Raw genomic sequence first — 17,567 nt, 5'->3', positions numbered from 1 at the left:
AGTCTTTACTCATCTAAAGCTTTGTTTAGTTCCTCCGTACCCGGAAGCACGAAACGTCCTTCCTTCATGATGGTTACTCCGCTTCCGTTCTCTCTTACCGCGGTTATCTCACCGAGTTCGTCGTACGGAATGGTTATATCGGTATGGCAGTTAAAATAAGCCTTATCGGGATCTGTTTTTCTTTCCGCGGAAACTTCATTTTCTTTTGCGATATGTCTTTTTCCGTCGGGATTAAATGTATCGTTATCCTCATCAAAGGAATAGCAGGTATCGCCCACAGCGAAGTGAGGTCCTGTCTTCTCTGCAATGAGAATATCAAGCTTGTCGGCTACATTAAACTTTCTTGCAAATGTATAAGCCGTCGTATTGGTACCTATGGCAAACTCTCCGATGGGAAGAGCCTTGTGATTGTATAAAATATTGTCGTTTATGTATTTGCGATTTTCCTCTTCGGAATCAAAATTGGAACAGCTGTATTCTTCAACACGGCCGTCCTTGAATTTTATCTCAAGATCCTTGAAATAAAGACCCATGAGATAAACTCCGGTAACGTGAAGAGTTCCTTCCGTTCCTTTAAGAACGGGTGATGTAAACACCTCTCCGACGGGGATGTTGACGTCCGCTACGCAGTTCTCAAAGTTGGTTTCCTTACTCTTATCTTTGATCTCATGGAGCATAACCTTCATATCGGTGCGGTTATTTCCCATACCCTTAACGACAACGTATTTCGCCTCATCAAGCGCATCGATAAGCTTTTGCTGGATCGTCTGATACAGCTTGTAATCGAGCGTGTTGATCTTAACAACTTCATCGAATATCTCGGAGAATCTGTCTCCGATCTCCGGAACAGGGAAAGAGATGATGGTAAAGCTTCTCTCTTTTTGTATGATATATTCGTTCTGGATGAGTCCTGCTTGGATCTTGTATTCACCGAGCATTTTCTTTTGCTTGTCATCAAGATGGATCGCTTCCTTCTTGGGCTCGGGTGAAAAAGGTTTTTCTCCGAATCCCTCAAGTACCGCGGGACCTCCGTAGAGCTTAGCTTCCTTCTTGTACTTCTCTCCGGCTGCTCTGACAGCTTCAAGCTTTCTTTTCATAAGAGCGGCATCAAAGAAAAGTCCGAAATCATCCTTGTGATCGTAATCAAACTGCTTGTTGGGAACAGCACCGCAATACGCTGTTCTTCTGGCACTTCCTTCAACGAAGAACGTGCTTGTCAGCGATCTGTAAACACTTGATTTCATTCCTATCTTTTCAAGATTGGAGATTGCTTTTTGAACGATTCTCTCAAAGCCGAGAACATAGATAACAGAAGCAGTGCTTTTTATCGAAATATCTTTTCCGGTGGCTGCAAATCCGATCCTGTAGCCCTCCGTAAAGGTATCGGCGAGTTTATTTATTTCTTCTTCGGGGAGACTATTAAGGTGACGCGCTATCTCTATTTCGTTATCTGTGATGTACTCACCAAACTTATAGAGATACTTAACATCGGAGAGGTCGCTTTCCATGATGATCTCTCTTGCGAAATCTTTCACGGGATTTACGATCTGTGCAAATCTTGCCATTCTCTCTTCTTCGGCATAGTCACTGTAGAACCAGTACATTATCTGCCTTACGCTCTCATAAGACGGGAGCTTATCTTCCGCATCTGCGTAGGCAAAAGAGCCGTAGATCTCAAGAAACAGTTCCATACGAATGACCATATCAAACTTTACAAGCTCAAAAGCAGATACGATCAGATATCTCATTTCATAGTAAAGTGCGGATAAGAGCTTGCCGTGATCATCACCCAGTTTGGCGCAGGCAAAAACAGGATTACCGTAACTCTTGTCGTAGTTTTCCGGAAGGATATCCTCATAGAGATCATGATTTCTTTTCTTAAGTTCCTCAAAAGAATCCTGCTCAGGTCCTTTATTAAGCGCCCAATCGTAGGTTTCCGTCATCATCTGAAGGAAATCTCTTACGGTGTGAAAGTACAGATCAAATTCTTTATTCTTAAGATGTTCTTCGGACATCTCTTTTATTCTGCGGGATGCAAGGTCATATCTTTCGTCTATGACTTCATTTCCCGATTCAAATTCAAAAATAAGTTCGTTGTCATTCATAAATCAGATTACCCCAATCCTAAAACAAGTAAAAATACTACAAACGAAAAAGACAAAAGATTAAGGATTATTCCGATGTTCGGGAAAAGTTTAAAGATGTCCTTTTCGAATCTGGACATGATACCCAGAACTAACCCTATACATGAAAATATCGCCGCAACAAAAGCCGCTGCGGCGTATTGAACAAGAGCCTGTCCTCCGTTTTTGTATGAAAAAAGTACAGCCAGTGATAGTGTGATCACTGACAGTACACCAAGCACAGCAGACATTATGCCCTTTTCGGGGTGTCTGTTGTCCGTAAACATATATCTTTCCCTAATGGGATCAAGCTTTTTTATATTTTTTTTGATAAACTTCTTATAATTAAATCCTGTAATCTTCATATCAGATAATAATCTTTTTGCGGCTTCCAAGAAGCTTGGCTCCGCTTATAATCAATAGTACTCCCGCAGCAATCCCCGCAACAATGGAAATAACCCCAAATGCAATATTCAAAGCTCCTGTGGTTCCGAGTACTTTATATGTATGCTCATCCATTGAAATTACCTCCTCATCAATAAGAATCTTATATCAATCCTTCTTGGCGCCGTACTCTGCATAGTACTCGTCGATAGACTTCTTGATATCCTTGGTAAGGATAACTTCGCCCTCGATAGGCTTGTTGTAAAGATATGAAACAACGTCTTCCATAGTCACGATAGAATGTGCACTGAAGCCATATCTTTCTTTGATCTCATCAAGCGCGCTCATATCTGAATCCTGGCCCTTCTCCTGTCTGTTGAGAGAAACCATAAGCCCCACGATATCGCAATCAGCCTGCTCCTGAATGATCGGCACTGTCTCTTCGATGGACTTACCTGATGTTGTAACGTCCTCGATGATCAGAACTCTGTCGCCGTCACGAAGCTTGGTTCCAAGGAGGATTCCCTTGTCGCCGTGATCCTTGATCTCTTTTCTGTTGGAACAATATCTGATCTCTCTTCCGTATAATTCACTTATTGCCATGCTGGTAGCAACCGCAAGGGGAATTCCCTTGTAGGCAGGTCCGAAAAGGACATCGAATTCAAGACCGAATGTATCATGAATCGCTCTCGCATAATAATTACCGAGTTTCTTAAGCTGAGCACCGGTAACATAAGCTCCGGCATTCATAAAAAAGGGAGATTTACGTCCGCTCTTAAGAGTGAACTCTCCAAACTTAAGGACATTACTGTCCACCATAAATTCAATAAATTCTTCCTTGTATCTTTCCATCTCCCTCAGCTCCTTTTTTCTTTAATGTTATAAAAAATAACCCGCGCATATTATAGCACCTTGAAGGTATATACACAATTATCTTGCCAAAAGTGCTCCCTCGATATCTTCTTTCATTACTTTAACCGCAGCTCTTGCAGCAGCACCCACATTGCCGTCATACTGCGCATATTCTTCGCTCTTCCATGCAGCGATTATGCCTCTTGAAGAATTAACGATCGCACCAAGTCCGTCTTTATTAAAGAAATTAATAAGATCTTTTCCTTTTCCGCCCTGTGCTCCGTATCCGGGAACAAGGATGTATGCGTGAGGCATGATGTCTCTTAAAATCTTACCCATCTCGGGATATGTGGCACCTACTACGGCGCCGACATTGCTGTAGGAACCGTCCATGGACTCAAGTCCCCACTTCTCAACCTGCTCACCCACAAGCTCATAGAGAGGTCTTCCGTCGATAAGTCTGTCCTGGAATTCTCCGCTTGAAGGATTGGATGTCTTTACAAGAACAAAGATACCCTTATCTTCCTTGTTGCACACATTGATGAAAGGCTTAACTCCGTCGGAACCAAGGTAGGGATTAACCGTAGCAAAATCTTCATCAAAGCCTTTGAAGGTATTGCCCTCGATTGTCACGCTTCCGAGATGTCCAACGGCATAAGACTCAGAAGTTGAACCTATATCGCCTCTCTTGATATCTCCGATAACGATAAGTCCTTTTTCCTTACAATATTCAACTGTCTTTTTAAATGTGATAAGTCCGGGAATGCCGAGTTCCTCATACATTGCGATCTGAGGTTTTACGGCAGGTACTACGTCATAGATATTATCAATGATCTCCTTATTGAACTGCCAAAAGGCTTCTGCCGCTCCTTCCAAGTTCTCGCCCTTTTCCGCGAAGCACTTTTTCTTAAGATCGTCGGGAATAAAACCGAGCTTGGGATCGAGTCCCACAACGATAGGTGCTCCCGTACTTTCTATTCTGTCAATAAGCTTAGAGATCATTAAATTGTACCTTCCTTAATTTGAGTTTTTATTCTACTCTGCCTTCGAAAAATTCATCTATTGCCGCGATGAGTTTTTCTTTAGGCATTGATTTTAAAAGATATTTATCCGGCTTGAATTTAAGGACTTTCATGACACTTTCCTTGTCATCCTTGGCCGTCAGAAATATGATCGGAATCTCACTCAAAATTTCATCGTCGCGTATCTTCTGCATTACAGCGGGTCCGTCAAGTACCGGCATCTCATAATCGAGCAAGATCAGATCAACGGTATTCTCCGCAAGAAAAGAAAGAGCCATCTCACCGGAACTTGCCATATATACACGATATTTAACGGAAAGCCATGTCTTCATCATGCGAAGCATCGTTCCGTCATCGTCCACTATAAGAATCTTCTTTTTGAGCCTGTCATCGACTTCGCTGTAATCAACGATCATATCGAGATCACTTGCAAGAAGCTTAACATCGAGCGGTCTTATGTATATTTCACGAACCTTGGATTCCTCTATGAATTCCAATGCAAGCTCAACTTCTTCCTGCTTCCCTATAAGATACAGCATAAAGTTCTCATTATCAATAGCCTCATTAAGATATTCATAAAGATCCACATGTCCCCGCGTAAGTTCGCCCATATACAAAATATAAAACTCCGGCCTGTGCTGTACCTCAACTACTCCCTGCACGCTTGGCCTGACACGTGTAACCTCGTAACCTTCTTTTTCGAGGCCCTTCTGTATAGCGTTTACCATAAAGCTTTTATCAAGCCCAATCAAAAGTACGCTTTTTTCCATCCTATTCCCATCTCCTCTGCATCGGTTTTACAATAATTTCAGCAATCCGTCCTTATCAACTGCGGACAAAAGTCTCTTTACTTCATCGTATTTTTCTTTTTTATCATCCGGAATACTGTATTCCTCAAGCATGCTCATAATGTCATCCGCACTGTCAAAATAAGATCCCGATACAAATTCTCTTATTGATAAAAATGCCCCCTCGAGCTCTTCCTCGTCTATAAGCGGTTTATTCGAAGCTTTCTCATCATCGTCTTCCCCAAACGAAAGCTTGGAATAATAACTTCTGTACTCTTCGACAAGCTCACCGTACTTGTCGTTTATCTTTTCAACATCTTGTTCCAATCCGCATTTTTCCAAAAACTCTGCCTTCTCGGAAAGTGAAAAAGCTCCGATCGCCTTGGCCGAACTCTTGAGTCCGTGCACGTATACAGTGAAGTTCTTTATATCTCCTTCCTTAGCACTCTTTTCGATCAAATCGGCCCTCTCTTTTATAGTGAGCCTGAAATCCTTCATAACGTCGCAGGCAACCGTAGGAGAACCACAGCGAGCTATAGCAGCATTTATATCGACACCTCTTGCCTTCAAAAGCTCCGCCATAGCTTCTTTTTCCGCTTTATCCGGCTTTTCCGATTCAGTATCAAATCCCTCATCCCCCGGCTTGGTCACTTTGTACTCCGGCAAATAACTAAGGATCATTTCCTCAAGCTTAGCCGGGTTTACAGGCTTCGAAAGATAATTCACAAAACCTTCTTTAAGATACATCTCTCTCGATCCGGAGATGGCATTTGCGGTAAGCGCGATGACCGGCACTCCCTTATTCAGATTGTCCACCATCTTCTCCATCTCATGAAGCGCCTGAATTCCGTCTATATCAGGCATTCTGTGATCAAGGAAAATCACATCGTATTTATTCATAGTCACAAGTTCAAACGCTTTCCTTGCACTGAGAGCAGTGTCAATCTTCATCATTGTCTTCTTTAAAAGACCTTCCATAACCGTCAGATTGGTCTTCATATCATCCACCACAAGAATACTTGCTCCGGGTGCATGGAAGCTTTCCTGATAACTAAGCGCGCTTATCGCGGAATCTTTAAAGACTTGCGTGAACTGTCCTATAGGCTCTCTGTCTACAACAACCTGTTTTAAGTCAAACCAAAATTCAGAGCCCACACCGTATGTGCTCTTTGCTTCAAGCTTGGCTCCCATCAGATCAAGAAGACTGCATACTATGTTTATTCCAAGACCGGTACCTTCGATCGTTCGATTTTTCTTTTCATCAAGTCTTTCAAAAGCATCCGTGAGCTTTGCCATATCCTCATCTTTGATGCCCATTCCGGTGTCGCTTACTTTGATTTTCAAAATTATGTTTTCGTCAAAATTATCGTCGGGATACTCCGGCACATATTCTTCGCATCCTATATCAAGCATTACCTTTCCTCTGTCGGTATACTTGATAGCATTGGTCATCATATTCATTATGCACTGCTTTATTCGTATCTCATCGCCAAAAAGAATATGCGGAATATCTTCCTGAACCCTGAGCACAAATTCAAGGCCCTTATCCTTGGCTCTCAGCTGCGTCATATTTGCAACGTCATTTATTAAAGATCCGACTTCGTACTCAACGGGAATTATCTCCATTTTACCTGCTTCTATCTTGGAGAAATCAAGGATCTCATTTATAAGTGCCAAAAGAGTTTTTCCCGAATTCTTTATATCAAGCGCATATTCCAGGATCTCTTTATCCTGTGCTTCTCTTACTATCATCTCATCAAACCCAAGCATGGCATTGATGGGTGTTCTTATCTCGTGAGAGATATTTGAAAGGAATCTCGTCTTGGCCTCATTTTCAAGTTTCTCGGTCTGCAGCTGATCTTCTATGATCTGTCTTGATTTCACAAGCTCTATATATTCCATAAGTCTGTAAAGCGTAAGATCCACAGCATGATAAAGCTCCTCGATCTCATCCTTGGTTTTTATCGGAAGCTTATGAATATCATCAACTTTTTTCTCAAGATCAAGTTCCGAAGAATTGTAGATATCGGTTACCGCCTTGGACAAGCTTCTTATAGGCTCGGCGATCCTTCTCTGAGCAAAGCCGTTTACGAATACCGCAAGCGGAGTGATTATGATGGAAATAAGCATCGCCAGTTTTACCCCATACTGTGAGTTGTTATATGCCCTTGCATATGAGACAGAACTAAGCTGCGCATTCTCCGATGTAAGTGTATTGCTTACGATTCCTTCAAGCATTTCTGCGTTATGTGCAATTCTTAGGTCTTTATATTTTTCATGCGTGTTATCACCGCTCTCTTCCATCTCCGCAACCACACCAAGTGTAGGAATTAGTGTATTGGCCGAGATCTCCGCGGACACTCCAAGGACAAGCGCCTCGAATACGATTATGAGCGTAACTACTTTTCCTATCCTGGATTTACCCTCAACAATGTATCTCTCATCTTCATTCAGAAGCTCTTTGTCGACATAATAGATGCCGTTTCCGAGAAGCATTTTATGATTGTCGGGAAATCTGTTAAAAAGAAAAAAAACAAAGAAGCAGCACAAAAGACATCCCGGCGCTTCCGAGAAAAAGAACTTCCAAAAGTTTACGAAATTAATATTTGCCGCGGATCTTCCTCCCAATAATACAAGTATTATTCCCCAGAAATCTCCTGCGATAAACTGCAAGATAATTGCAGCCATCAGCGTCTTGAACCGTGTCTTAAAAAAACCTTTCATAGTAAGGATCTGCACAGCACAAGCCATAACAAGATATATAAATGTAAGATATGAGAATCCACTGGATAAAAAACATCTATAGATAAAAACAATAAGAACCGTCCACATTCCGGGCGCGATTCCGCAAAGCGCGGTCACGACCGTAACGGGAACATATTTAAAGATATAAGTAAAAAAAGGAAAAACGCCGGATACGCTGCTAAGATTGTGAACATTCCGGCTATACATTATAGTAAAAAGAGAACAAAAAAATACCAATACAATATTGATCAGGTCCTTTTTGGAAAAACCGGAAAACAGCCTGCGTTTCATGACAATCACCTCGTAATGACAGGTCACTGTGTTGCACTACTATTTTACCATAATTGAGTATATGTATAAACTTTATTCAATATAATGAAGCGCCCAATAATTATTCTTGTAATTGATGATACAAGGGGCTGTAGCGAAAACTTCATCGCCTATATAGCAGCGATCCTTTTCCTTATCGAAAGTGTACTTTCTGCCTTCCTTGTCGTGCTCATTGATATATTCAAGCGCCTGCTCAAGGGTCTCATCTCCCTTGCAAAGATGGATATTCATCAAAGTCCTCCCATTTCCCATTATGGTCAAATCTCTCCGGCGCTTATCAAAGGCCGCCGACTGCCTTCTCCATGAATCGCTCGATGAGTTCGGGACATGAAGGATAATAAAGGTGAGGGAATCCCGCAAACAGATTGTTGTTGGAATGTATTCCCTTCCAGTAGCGGTTTCTTGTACCCTTGGATACTATGCACGCATCTCCGTTGTCGGATGTATCATAGTAGTGGAACTCATGTCCGCTCACTGATTCAAACGGTCTTAAGTAGTCGTTGTTCCTTGCAGCCGTCACCGTAACGTATCCAAAATGCGACAGCTTATCCGTCATATACGATTCACCGGGGATCACGCCGACCATAGGATATTCGTTGTCATCCTTGTCCTTCATGTTTTCCTGAAGATACATGAATCCGCCGCACTCAGCAAAGATCGGAACTTTTCTAAGATAAGCTCCCCTTAAGCTGTTGATCATGTCGGTGTTCTCAGAAAGCTCTTTGGCATACAGTTCGGGATAACCGCCGCCTATGATATAGCCCTGCGCCTTTGGAAGCTGCTTGTCATGAAGCGGTGAAAAGAATGATATCTTAGCGCCCATGTCCCTTAGCATATCAAGGTTATCTTCATAGTAAAAGCAAAATGCCTCATCCATCGCGATCGCAATGTGAGGATTAAAAAGAGCTCTTTTCTTTTTGTATGTGGGAGCAAAGCTCTCCTCAACGTCGGGGATAGTATCTGCCTCCGCAGCGATCTCAAGGAATTTTTCAAAATTAAGATTCTCCTCGAGTTTATCTGCGACAACATCTATCTTACTTACAAGCTCGGGAACCTCATCGGGAAGCACAAGTCCCAGGTGTCTGCTCATAATGTCAGCTTCTTTTATCTTGGGAAGATATCCGATAACGGGAATATGTACCTCTTCCTCAACAAGCTTGATGATATCGGGAGCTATGGACGGAGAAATGTTGTTGAGAAGGATAGCCTTGATCTGGTTGTGATCATAGTCCATATACTCGCAAAAGCCCTTAACAACGGCTGCTATAGATCTGCTCATGCCCTTGGCGTTGACAACAAGAATCGCGGGTGTTCCCGTGATCCTACTGATATCATAGCTTGAGCCCTCTATGGACGAAGCACCAAGGCCGTCGTAGAAGCCCATAACGCCCTCAATGATGCCTATATTTCTGTCTTTTATGCCTCTTTTGAGTGAGCGCATAACTCCGCTCTTACCGGCAAGGAAAAAGTCCAGATTTCTGGAAGGGATACCCAGCACCTTCTGATGAAAGAGCGGATCGATATAATCGGGTCCACACTTAAACGATGCGGGTAAAAGACCTTTCTTTATCAAAATACGAAGGAGCGCACAGGTAATAACAGTCTTACCGCTGCCGCTTCCGGGTGCACATATAAGTACTCTTGGAAAAATATGTTCCATCTTGAGTCCGTCCTTTGCTGTAATATACAAGCTGTTCCTATAATTATAACCAAAGAGCAGGCGGTGTACAATTACTTTTGCGGAGGTGGACCCGCTCTACACGGAGAGCTTCCAGTCGCAGGTGGCTGTATTGAAATACAGGCGGACTGTTCGGTATATATCGAGGATGAGGACGCGGCATTCGAAGATCTTGTCTCTGCTGCTGACCGTGACGCCGTCCGGTGTTGTGTAGCAGCCCTTCTTAAGGATCTCGCGGTATCCCTTTATCGTGTAAGCCTCGTAGGCGCCATCCTCATTTACAAGCCTAAAGCGTAGCGGAATAACGGTCCCGTCGCTCTTGTGCTCACAGATTACATCTACTTTATCAATTATTCTTCCCATGGTTCATATAACACATCCTTACTGCTTAATCGCATACTCCACAGCGGCGTCGGTGCAACCGACTGCCCTGTCGTCTATGTACAGATCACAACTTATCTTCCTGCTGTTGTTGCCGTACTTCTCCGTAATCTCGGGAAGATTGTCATTGATGGCGTCAAACTCAAGCCCGTTACTGCTGCAAAAATCAACCGCATCGGCAAGCGCTTCTCCCGCTCTGCACGTCCACAGTATGAGCTTGTCGCCAAGGTTCTGTCTTTCTTTCAAATATGTGATAAGTGCCCCGTTCGCAGGCCCAACTTCCGGCCACTCTCCAAGACTTAATGTTCCGTCAAAATCAACTGCCAATATCATATCAAAGCCCTCTCTTTCGGTTGAGTTGTACTAATCTACTGATCTTTTCCCTGATTATTGTTCCTGACTCGTTTACAAACATTTGTTCGTTTCTTCACCTTTATTATACGAACATTTGTTTGTATTTTCAACCGCAAGATATGGGATAAAAAAGGTCTCATCTCCACAAGATTGGGAGATGAGACCGACTCACTTCACTTAGCTACTATATATCATTGCAATAGTTCACAATAAAACGTACAATGAAAGCACAATTATAAACAAAAATCAGTCGCTTATTAAAAAATTGAGGTTAATAACATGGCATTCAGAAACCTAATTCTTAAAACAAATTATTCACATAACGAATATCCGCATAAATCCCAAGATATTGAGAATATCAATAAAGTATTTGAGGAATATGGTCTTAAAGTTAATGACGTTAAAGAAGGTTCTCAGGTTGTACGCTATATTATCAACCTCCCCTTAGATATAAAAATTAACGGTAAGATTTTAAGGGCAAGAAAAGCCATCGAGCGTACATTATTGGTTGCTCTTAAGACAGATAACATCTCCTACTTTCAGACTGAGGACACGCTTGTTATCGAGCGCAGGGGTAAATTTAACATCGTTCCTTTTGGTAAACTCTACACGCCGGAATTTCACATCAGATCATCAATGACTTCCGTGGTTTTAGGTCAAGACTTAAACGGTAACCCCGTGTTCACTGACATTGCAAAAGCACCTCACATGCTCATTGCAGGCACAACGGGAAGTGGTAAGTCTGAGACTTTACATTCTATTGTTGCATCGCTGCTCATGCATAATGTGTATGCCAAAGACTCATCAACCAAAATAAATGTCCGCACAATAATCAAGGTTATAGACATGAAAGGGACTGAATTTAACAAGTATAAGAATACTCCCGTGTCAATCATCAGTGATGAGGATGAAGCTTTTAATCTTCTCTCTTCCCTGTGTGACTCTATGGAAAACAGATATGCATTGTTCGCCAAGAATAACTGTGATGATATTGATGAGTATATTGAGAACGGACATAAACTTTCAAGAATAGTATGTATCATTGACGAGTTTGCTGATCTCATCCTTAAGAATCCAGGTGTTGAAGATTATGTTGTCAGACTCGCTCAAAAAGCAAGGGCTTGTGGAATCCATCTTATCATCGGAACGCAGTCACCAAGGGTTGATGTTGTAACAGGTCTTATCAAGGCAAACATCCCATTCAGAATCGCGCTTAACACAACAAACTCTAGGGAGTCCCGGATTATCATGGATGAGACAGGTGCAGAAAAGTTATTTGGAAAAGGTGATATGCTCATCAAAAAAGGCGGTAATAAGCCGATAAGGGTACAAGGATGTTATGTTGCTGATGAGGATAAGATCAATATTGCAGCTATTGTATCCAAGGCTTTTATCCGTCCCGATGACACAACTCCCGTTAAGCCGGAAGAAAAAGAAATTGTCCCGCCTAAAAAAGTGGGCTTTATCCAAAAGGTTAAGAATATATGGAATGCCCCTCAGCGCACAACATCAAGTGATTATTGGAATATTCTGAATTGATAAGACCACTGCTCATCGTTTTGTTGAATAATTTTGGGGTTATCGAATGGAGAACATACCTACTTTGTAAATATAACCATTTTAGTGAATGATTATGAAATAATCAGGATAATACAAAAGCGAAAATCATTCCGACCCAAAAAATAGGGGATCAGATGAATTCGCTTTGTATACCCATATTATAATGCATATAAGTAAATAAAAAAAGATTTATCATACACACCAGAACAGCTACAGAAAGCAGAGAACTGTCCACATATCTGCAACGGAGCTTATTACAGTCTTTCTAAAATTCAAAGGACATATCTGAAAGATTCATATCTTTCCCATTAAGAAGCCTCAGTTTTTTAAGTCTACACAAATAAATCACATCACTACTATTCATATATTCCTTCGTAATTCATGTTTGAACATCACATAATGACTAATCATTTTCCATCCATATTTAAATAACAAAGTAAGCCAAAAACAGCACAATCCCAACAACGCTCATAATGATTCCCGAGACAAACATAATCTTGAATCCGGCGCCATAAGTAATGCATCTCTGAACATAAGCCATCTTAGGCTTATCGGGATTGTAGTAAACAGGCGCCAAACTTCCGATGGGATAAAGCTCGAAGATCGGATCTTTGTGCTTATTCATCAGCTTATGATCGTAATAAGTAACCTTCAATACATCAGGAAGATCTTCTCTTGTAGTAAGATTGGATTCCTCCGAAACAGCATGTTTATCGAATGGATCCGGTATTTCTTTGAATTTTATTCCCTTGAATTTCGGACCGACTACTTTATATCTTTTACCGGCCACATAGTACTCAACCACAGGAAGCGCGATGTCAATCGAATCTCCCGAGTAAAAACGTATCACCGTTCCTTCAGTATGCTCGGTGCATTTTACCGATCTGTTATTGCTTGGCAGACACAGTATCAGCCACAAAAGAACAAATACTATACCGAATGCAAATAAAGAAATTCCTAAAAGCAATAATGCAATCATCAGTCGTATTTATTCCCCTTCCAAAACATTTTATAATATCATCATAATAGCAAATGCAATCAAATATATGTTATTAACAGATTATCTAAGAATTCATTATGTGTAAAGGAAATAATATGCTTACTTTTGAATTATAAGCAAAAGTTATATTTACAATTATAATAATTTGAATTATAATAATTACAAATATAACTTTTGAGGTATCTACTATGTCCACATTCATAGATAGAATTGATGAACTGAAAACATTGGAAAATGAATACTCAAGAAACTCTGCCTCCTTTGTAGTTTTATACGGAAGACGCAGGGTTGGTAAAACTACGCTCATCAGCCATTTCTGTAAAAATAAGAACTCAATATATTTTTTGGCAACCGAGGAGAATGAATCAGAAAACAGAAATACATTTAGACAGCTTATAGCCGAGAAATATAATAACGAACTATTGGCAAGTGCCTCTTTGGATTCGTGGACACCACTATTTAAAATAATAGCTGATGAAGCAAAAAAAGAACGTATCGTGCTTGTAATTGATGAATTTCAATATCTATGCAAAGCCAATAAAGCGTTCCCTTCCATCATGCAAAAAGCCTGGGATGAAATATTGCTCAAGTCTAATGTGATGCTTATCTTATGCGGTTCTTTGATCAACATGATGACATCACAGGTTTTGAACTATGACTCTCCTCTTTATGGCCGTAGAACCGCTCAAATAAAGTTAAAACAGATCGATTTTTCTTTTTACCACGAATTTAATGAGTCATTATCACTTGAAGAACAGATACAGCAATACGCCGTAACGGGTGGCGTACCTAAATACATAGAACTTTTTGACACAAAAAAGAACATATACAGATCAATAAACGAAAACATCTTAGCAACAGGATCATTCTTGTACGCAGAACCGGAGTTCTTACTTCAAAAAGAAGTCACGGAGATAGGAAGTTATTTTTCCGTGTTAAAAACAATAGCTGCGGGAAATCATAAGCTAAGCAAGATTTCATCTGCATTAGGAGTATCTCAATCAAATCTGACTTCATATCTGAAAACGCTTATTGATCTGGACATTGTTGAAAGAGAAGTTCCTATCACAGAAGAGAATCCCGAAAAGAGCAAAATGGGATTGTACCAAATCAAGGATAATTTCATTTCATTCTGGTTTAAGTTTGTTTATCCAAACAAAAGCATGCTGGAATCAGGGCATTCAAACTATGTAGAGGATAAGATAAAGAACAATTTTATTGATAATCACGTTTCATATGTGTATGAAGACATTTGCAGAAACGATGTATGGAGTCTTCTCTCTGAAGGCGTTTCATTCAATCGTGTCGGAAGATGGTGGGGATCAAAAGATGTCGAGATTGACATCCTTGCATATGATTCGGTCGGTACGGATATTGTATTTGGAGAATGCAAATATTCTAAAAACAAAAAAGGAATGGAAACACTTGAAAATCTCCAAAAAAAATCCCCCGCAGTCAATTGGAAAAAAGATAATAGAAATGAGTACTTCGTGATATATTCCAAAAGCGGCTTCACCAAGGAACTGCTTGAATTTGCCAAAAGTAAGAACAATGTGTTTTTAAAGACTCTGTGAGACAATCAGAATGATTCATCATTCTGACTGTCTCCTTTAATCTTTATAGATTAAATCATCGCCAAAAACTCTGATATATACTATCGCATCACTACTATTCATACATTTGCAATTATTTATTCCCCTTCCCAAAACATATACAACTCAGCACGCCTTCAATACCGTAGAATATTGCCGAGACCCTCTTTAGCGCAATGTCCTGAGGATGATATACAATCATTGACATAATATTAAAAACGTGACCCGAAAAATCAGTTGGTACATTCTGAATAATATAATTCACTGTTATAATAAATACGATAAACACGGCAACCATTGCCACTACTATCAACTTATTTATCTTTTTTCGTCCGGAGAAAAAATAAAAGCTAACTGCCAACGCACTGCCTAAGCACAGAACATTCTGTACACCATACCATGCACCGGTCACTATATCAGGTAACCTGTTAAACAGCGCAAATAACAGATATTCCACGCCGCTCCCAACAGCTCCCCATATAACGGTATAAATAATTCCCATTTTTATTGCATGCTTGATTTCTTTTGTATAGGTATAATCCACTATCGCAAAAACTCCTACCCACACAAGAAGAATAAAGATACTTCTAACATCTATAAATAAAAAAGATATATTACCGGTTGAAGTCATCAAATAAAAAAGCAGTGCCTGAACTGCAATTGATATTATGGATAATTTTTTCTCCCGCATTTCATACTCTCCTCTTAATCAACCATGGTCAATGTCTTTATCTAATAAACATTTATCCCTGCACATTTGTTGCAATCATCTCACCCTACAACTTATTTCCCGGCAACGACCTTCTCAAGCTTCTTTAGGAGCAGCGCAAGTGGGAGCGTCGATGCGATCACGGCGAGCGCATAGAAGCTGACCTTTTCTATCGGAAGGGGTGAAGGGGCAATTCCCGCAAAGTCATGATCGTAAAGCTCAACGAAAATGCCGTGGATAAGGTAAATCTCAAGAGTATACTTTCCAAGGAATGCCAGAACTTTGTTTCCGATTCTTATATTCATTCCGATCAGAAGGATGCAAGCAATGAACACATATAATGCAAGCATTTGCGCCGAGAGACTTAGGAACTTGTATATCACGCCGTTTGGAATGCTTGCAGAAAAATAGCCCAGTTTTTTATATACAAAATAAGACAGTCTAAACGCAGGGTAAGCAAAGATCAGATGAATAACGAGATAGACGGCGTAATGTCTTTTTACATGATCTATGATCCGACCTTCGTTTCTTGCAAACAACATACCCAGAGGCAGCATGAAAACAGAGTTATACCACCACTCGCCTCTGATAAAATAATCATTTCTTGGGATAAAAAGAGATATCGCAATGTACGCAAATACAATAATTGTAAAAAGAATCACTGCGGAGCGTTCGTTTTTGGCACGCTTAAACACCAGATAAAACGCCACATAAAAAATTAAAAGAACAACTATATACCAGCTGTAAGGACTGCTGTGAACAACTCCTGTAAGCTGAAGCAAAAAGAGTTTTCGTCCCATTTCTTCTCCGACCAAAACTCTTATCGCAAGAAATATCCATCCCGTTACATAATAGGCCACAACAGGTGCGACCAGTCTTTTTCTCAAAAAATTGTCAAGGTAACCGGGCTTATTTATATAACTCTTGTAAAGACCATATCCGTTAAAAAAGAAAAATACGGCGGTCAAAAAAACTCCGATATTAACAAAGGGAGACAGCATGTTTCTGATAAATACAGCAACCTCCCGGTTTGCAAAAACCTTTTGAGAAATGTGATGAACGCCAATGGCAACGACGCAGATTCCCTGAAAAGCTTTGGACTGTTCCAGAGAAAGAAATCCATCATTCCACTTGCCTTCTTCTGCTATCCTTGAGCCCCAAAACAGGATCACGGGGAGGATAAAATATATGAAAAAAATAAATTGCATTTATTTGTGTCCTCAAAGTTATGTACAAAATCAGGTCTCCACAATACCTACATTGGGAGACCCGATCACATTTGAAATTATAATCAATATTAAATTGCAAGCTATGCTTACGCTGAAATGGTCACTTTCTTAACTGCACCGCCCTCGATCACTACTTCAAAGGCAAGTCCGCCTGAGCCAAGACAATTCTTGAAATGCTCTCCGAATTCTTCCTTAGTAACCGTCTCAGGACCTGTATCTCCGCCGCTCATAACGAACTCGGTTGAATCTGTAAGCTTAAGTGCATGTGAGCCATCAGCAGTAAATCCTGTGGGATCGTAAGGATCGGGAGCAAGCACTCCGACTACGCTAAGCACGTCGCCTTCTAATCCGCCATCATAAATGATGCTCATCGGCTCTCCTACTTCTCCTACTTTACCTGCGTCATCTTTTCTTGTGTTATCAAGATATGCGCTCCATGTACCGTCTGCAATATCTGAACTTGCGCTCTGCTGAGTATCCTCTGCAGTCTCCTTAGATTCCTCTGCGGGAGCTTCGGCTGTTTCTTCCGGCTCAGATTCGGTCTGCGCCTGGCTCTCATCTGTAGCAAATTCAGGAGCCATTTCCTCAAAGCCTGCATCTGTCGCAGTTTCTTCCTGAGATGTGCATCCGACAGCCATAGCAAGAACGCAGCCTGTCATCAGCGCAACAAGAAATTTATTCTTCATCTCTTTTTCCTCCTATTAAGCGTTTTATGAATTACAAGATATATTGTACCACACAGGCGCAAGTTTGCCGAAAAAAATACCGCCCGGCCGTGAAGCCAGGCGGTATATCTAAAGATTTATGAAGAAAAAACTTT

Annotated in this window: 17 protein-coding genes; 2 read left to right on the top strand and 15 right to left on the bottom strand. The window is 40.9% G+C overall.

All coding sequences use genetic code 11. The features are described 5' to 3' along the window. Nucleotides 1-5: 5 nt before the first annotated feature. The 11 genes from BM377_RS00935 to BM377_RS00890 form a co-directional block, all read right to left on the bottom strand. Nucleotides 6-2,105 carry an aminopeptidase gene (locus BM377_RS00935; RefSeq protein ID WP_092242333.1) on the bottom strand — a complete coding sequence of 700 codons (2,100 nt, stop codon included), beginning with the start codon at nt 2,103-2,105 and terminating at the stop codon, nt 6-8. A gap of 8 nt (nt 2,106-2,113) precedes the next feature. Continuing rightward, nucleotides 2,114-2,488 carry a DUF6142 family protein gene (locus tag BM377_RS00930; RefSeq protein ID WP_092242332.1) on the bottom strand — a complete coding sequence of 125 codons (375 nt, stop codon included), beginning with the start codon at nt 2,486-2,488 and terminating at the stop codon, nt 2,114-2,116. A 1-nt stretch (nt 2,489) separates the two neighbouring features. Further along, a complete protein-coding gene (locus BM377_RS16215; RefSeq protein ID WP_177223755.1) occupies nt 2,490-2,642 on the bottom strand; it encodes a hypothetical protein in 153 nt (50 codons plus the stop codon). A 33-nt stretch (nt 2,643-2,675) separates the two neighbouring features. Beyond that, complete coding sequence (gene pyrE / locus BM377_RS00925) at nt 2,676-3,359, bottom strand: orotate phosphoribosyltransferase (RefSeq protein ID WP_092242330.1); 684 nt, start codon at nt 3,357-3,359, stop codon at nt 2,676-2,678. 78 nt (nt 3,360-3,437) lie between these two features. Further along, nucleotides 3,438-4,361, bottom strand: a complete 924-nt coding sequence (gene pyrF, locus BM377_RS00920) for an orotidine-5'-phosphate decarboxylase (protein ID WP_092242327.1) — start codon at nt 4,359-4,361, stop codon at nt 3,438-3,440. A gap of 28 nt (nt 4,362-4,389) precedes the next feature. Then, complete coding sequence (locus tag BM377_RS00915) at nt 4,390-5,151, bottom strand: response regulator (RefSeq protein WP_092242324.1); 762 nt, start codon at nt 5,149-5,151, stop codon at nt 4,390-4,392. Between the two features lie 27 nt (nt 5,152-5,178). Beyond that, nucleotides 5,179-8,205, bottom strand: a complete 3,027-nt coding sequence (locus BM377_RS00910) for a HAMP domain-containing hybrid sensor histidine kinase/response regulator (RefSeq protein WP_092242319.1) — start codon at nt 8,203-8,205, stop codon at nt 5,179-5,181. A 72-nt stretch (nt 8,206-8,277) separates the two neighbouring features. Further along, nucleotides 8,278-8,475: a hypothetical protein gene (locus BM377_RS00905; protein ID WP_092242316.1), complete on the bottom strand. Its 198-nt coding sequence runs from the start codon at nt 8,473-8,475 to the stop codon at nt 8,278-8,280. Between the two features lie 46 nt (nt 8,476-8,521). Next, on the bottom strand, nt 8,522-9,904 hold the full coding sequence (locus BM377_RS00900; protein WP_092242313.1) for a cobyrinic acid a,c-diamide synthase CobB: 1,383 nt from the start codon (nt 9,902-9,904) through the stop codon (nt 8,522-8,524). A 96-nt stretch (nt 9,905-10,000) separates the two neighbouring features. Further along, a complete protein-coding gene (locus BM377_RS00895) occupies nt 10,001-10,285 on the bottom strand; it encodes a hypothetical protein (protein WP_092242310.1) in 285 nt (94 codons plus the stop codon). An 18-nt stretch (nt 10,286-10,303) separates the two neighbouring features. Beyond that, nucleotides 10,304-10,636: a hypothetical protein gene (locus BM377_RS00890; RefSeq protein WP_092242307.1), complete on the bottom strand. Its 333-nt coding sequence runs from the start codon at nt 10,634-10,636 to the stop codon at nt 10,304-10,306. A gap of 300 nt (nt 10,637-10,936) precedes the next feature. Here BM377_RS00890 and BM377_RS00885 point away from each other — a divergent pair, with 300 nt between their 5' ends. Continuing rightward, nucleotides 10,937-12,196 carry an FtsK/SpoIIIE domain-containing protein gene (locus BM377_RS00885; RefSeq protein WP_092242304.1) on the top strand — a complete coding sequence of 420 codons (1,260 nt, stop codon included), beginning with the start codon at nt 10,937-10,939 and terminating at the stop codon, nt 12,194-12,196. A 445-nt stretch (nt 12,197-12,641) separates the two neighbouring features. Here the strand turns inward: BM377_RS00885 and BM377_RS00880 are convergent, their stop codons facing one another. After that, complete coding sequence (locus tag BM377_RS00880; RefSeq protein ID WP_092242301.1) at nt 12,642-13,196, bottom strand: DUF3592 domain-containing protein; 555 nt, start codon at nt 13,194-13,196, stop codon at nt 12,642-12,644. Between the two features lie 209 nt (nt 13,197-13,405). Between BM377_RS00880 and BM377_RS00875 the strand changes: the two genes are divergently transcribed. Next, entirely contained in the window at nt 13,406-14,791 is a 1,386-nt protein-coding gene (locus BM377_RS00875) for an AAA family ATPase (RefSeq protein ID WP_092242299.1), read from the top strand. Nucleotides 14,792-14,903: 112 nt separating this feature from the next. On the opposite strand, the gene BM377_RS00870 is transcribed toward BM377_RS00875, so the two are convergent. From BM377_RS00870 to BM377_RS00860, 3 genes are all read right to left on the bottom strand, one after another. Then, complete coding sequence (locus BM377_RS00870) at nt 14,904-15,500, bottom strand: hypothetical protein (protein WP_092242298.1); 597 nt, start codon at nt 15,498-15,500, stop codon at nt 14,904-14,906. 92 nt (nt 15,501-15,592) lie between these two features. Next, nucleotides 15,593-16,726, bottom strand: coding sequence for an acyltransferase family protein (locus tag BM377_RS00865; protein ID WP_092242297.1), 1,134 nt, complete (start codon nt 16,724-16,726; stop codon nt 15,593-15,595). Nucleotides 16,727-16,833: 107 nt separating this feature from the next. Next, nucleotides 16,834-17,433 (bottom strand): hypothetical protein, encoded by a 600-nt coding sequence (locus BM377_RS00860; protein WP_092242289.1) that lies wholly within the window; start codon nt 17,431-17,433, stop codon nt 16,834-16,836. Nucleotides 17,434-17,567: the final 134 nt, after the last annotated feature.

The organism is Butyrivibrio sp. INlla21, assembly GCF_900116875.1.
Classification (GTDB): domain Bacteria; phylum Bacillota; class Clostridia; order Lachnospirales; family Lachnospiraceae; genus Butyrivibrio.
Note: the sequence above shows the minus strand (reverse complement) of the source record. Positions and strands in the feature narration are given on the sequence as shown.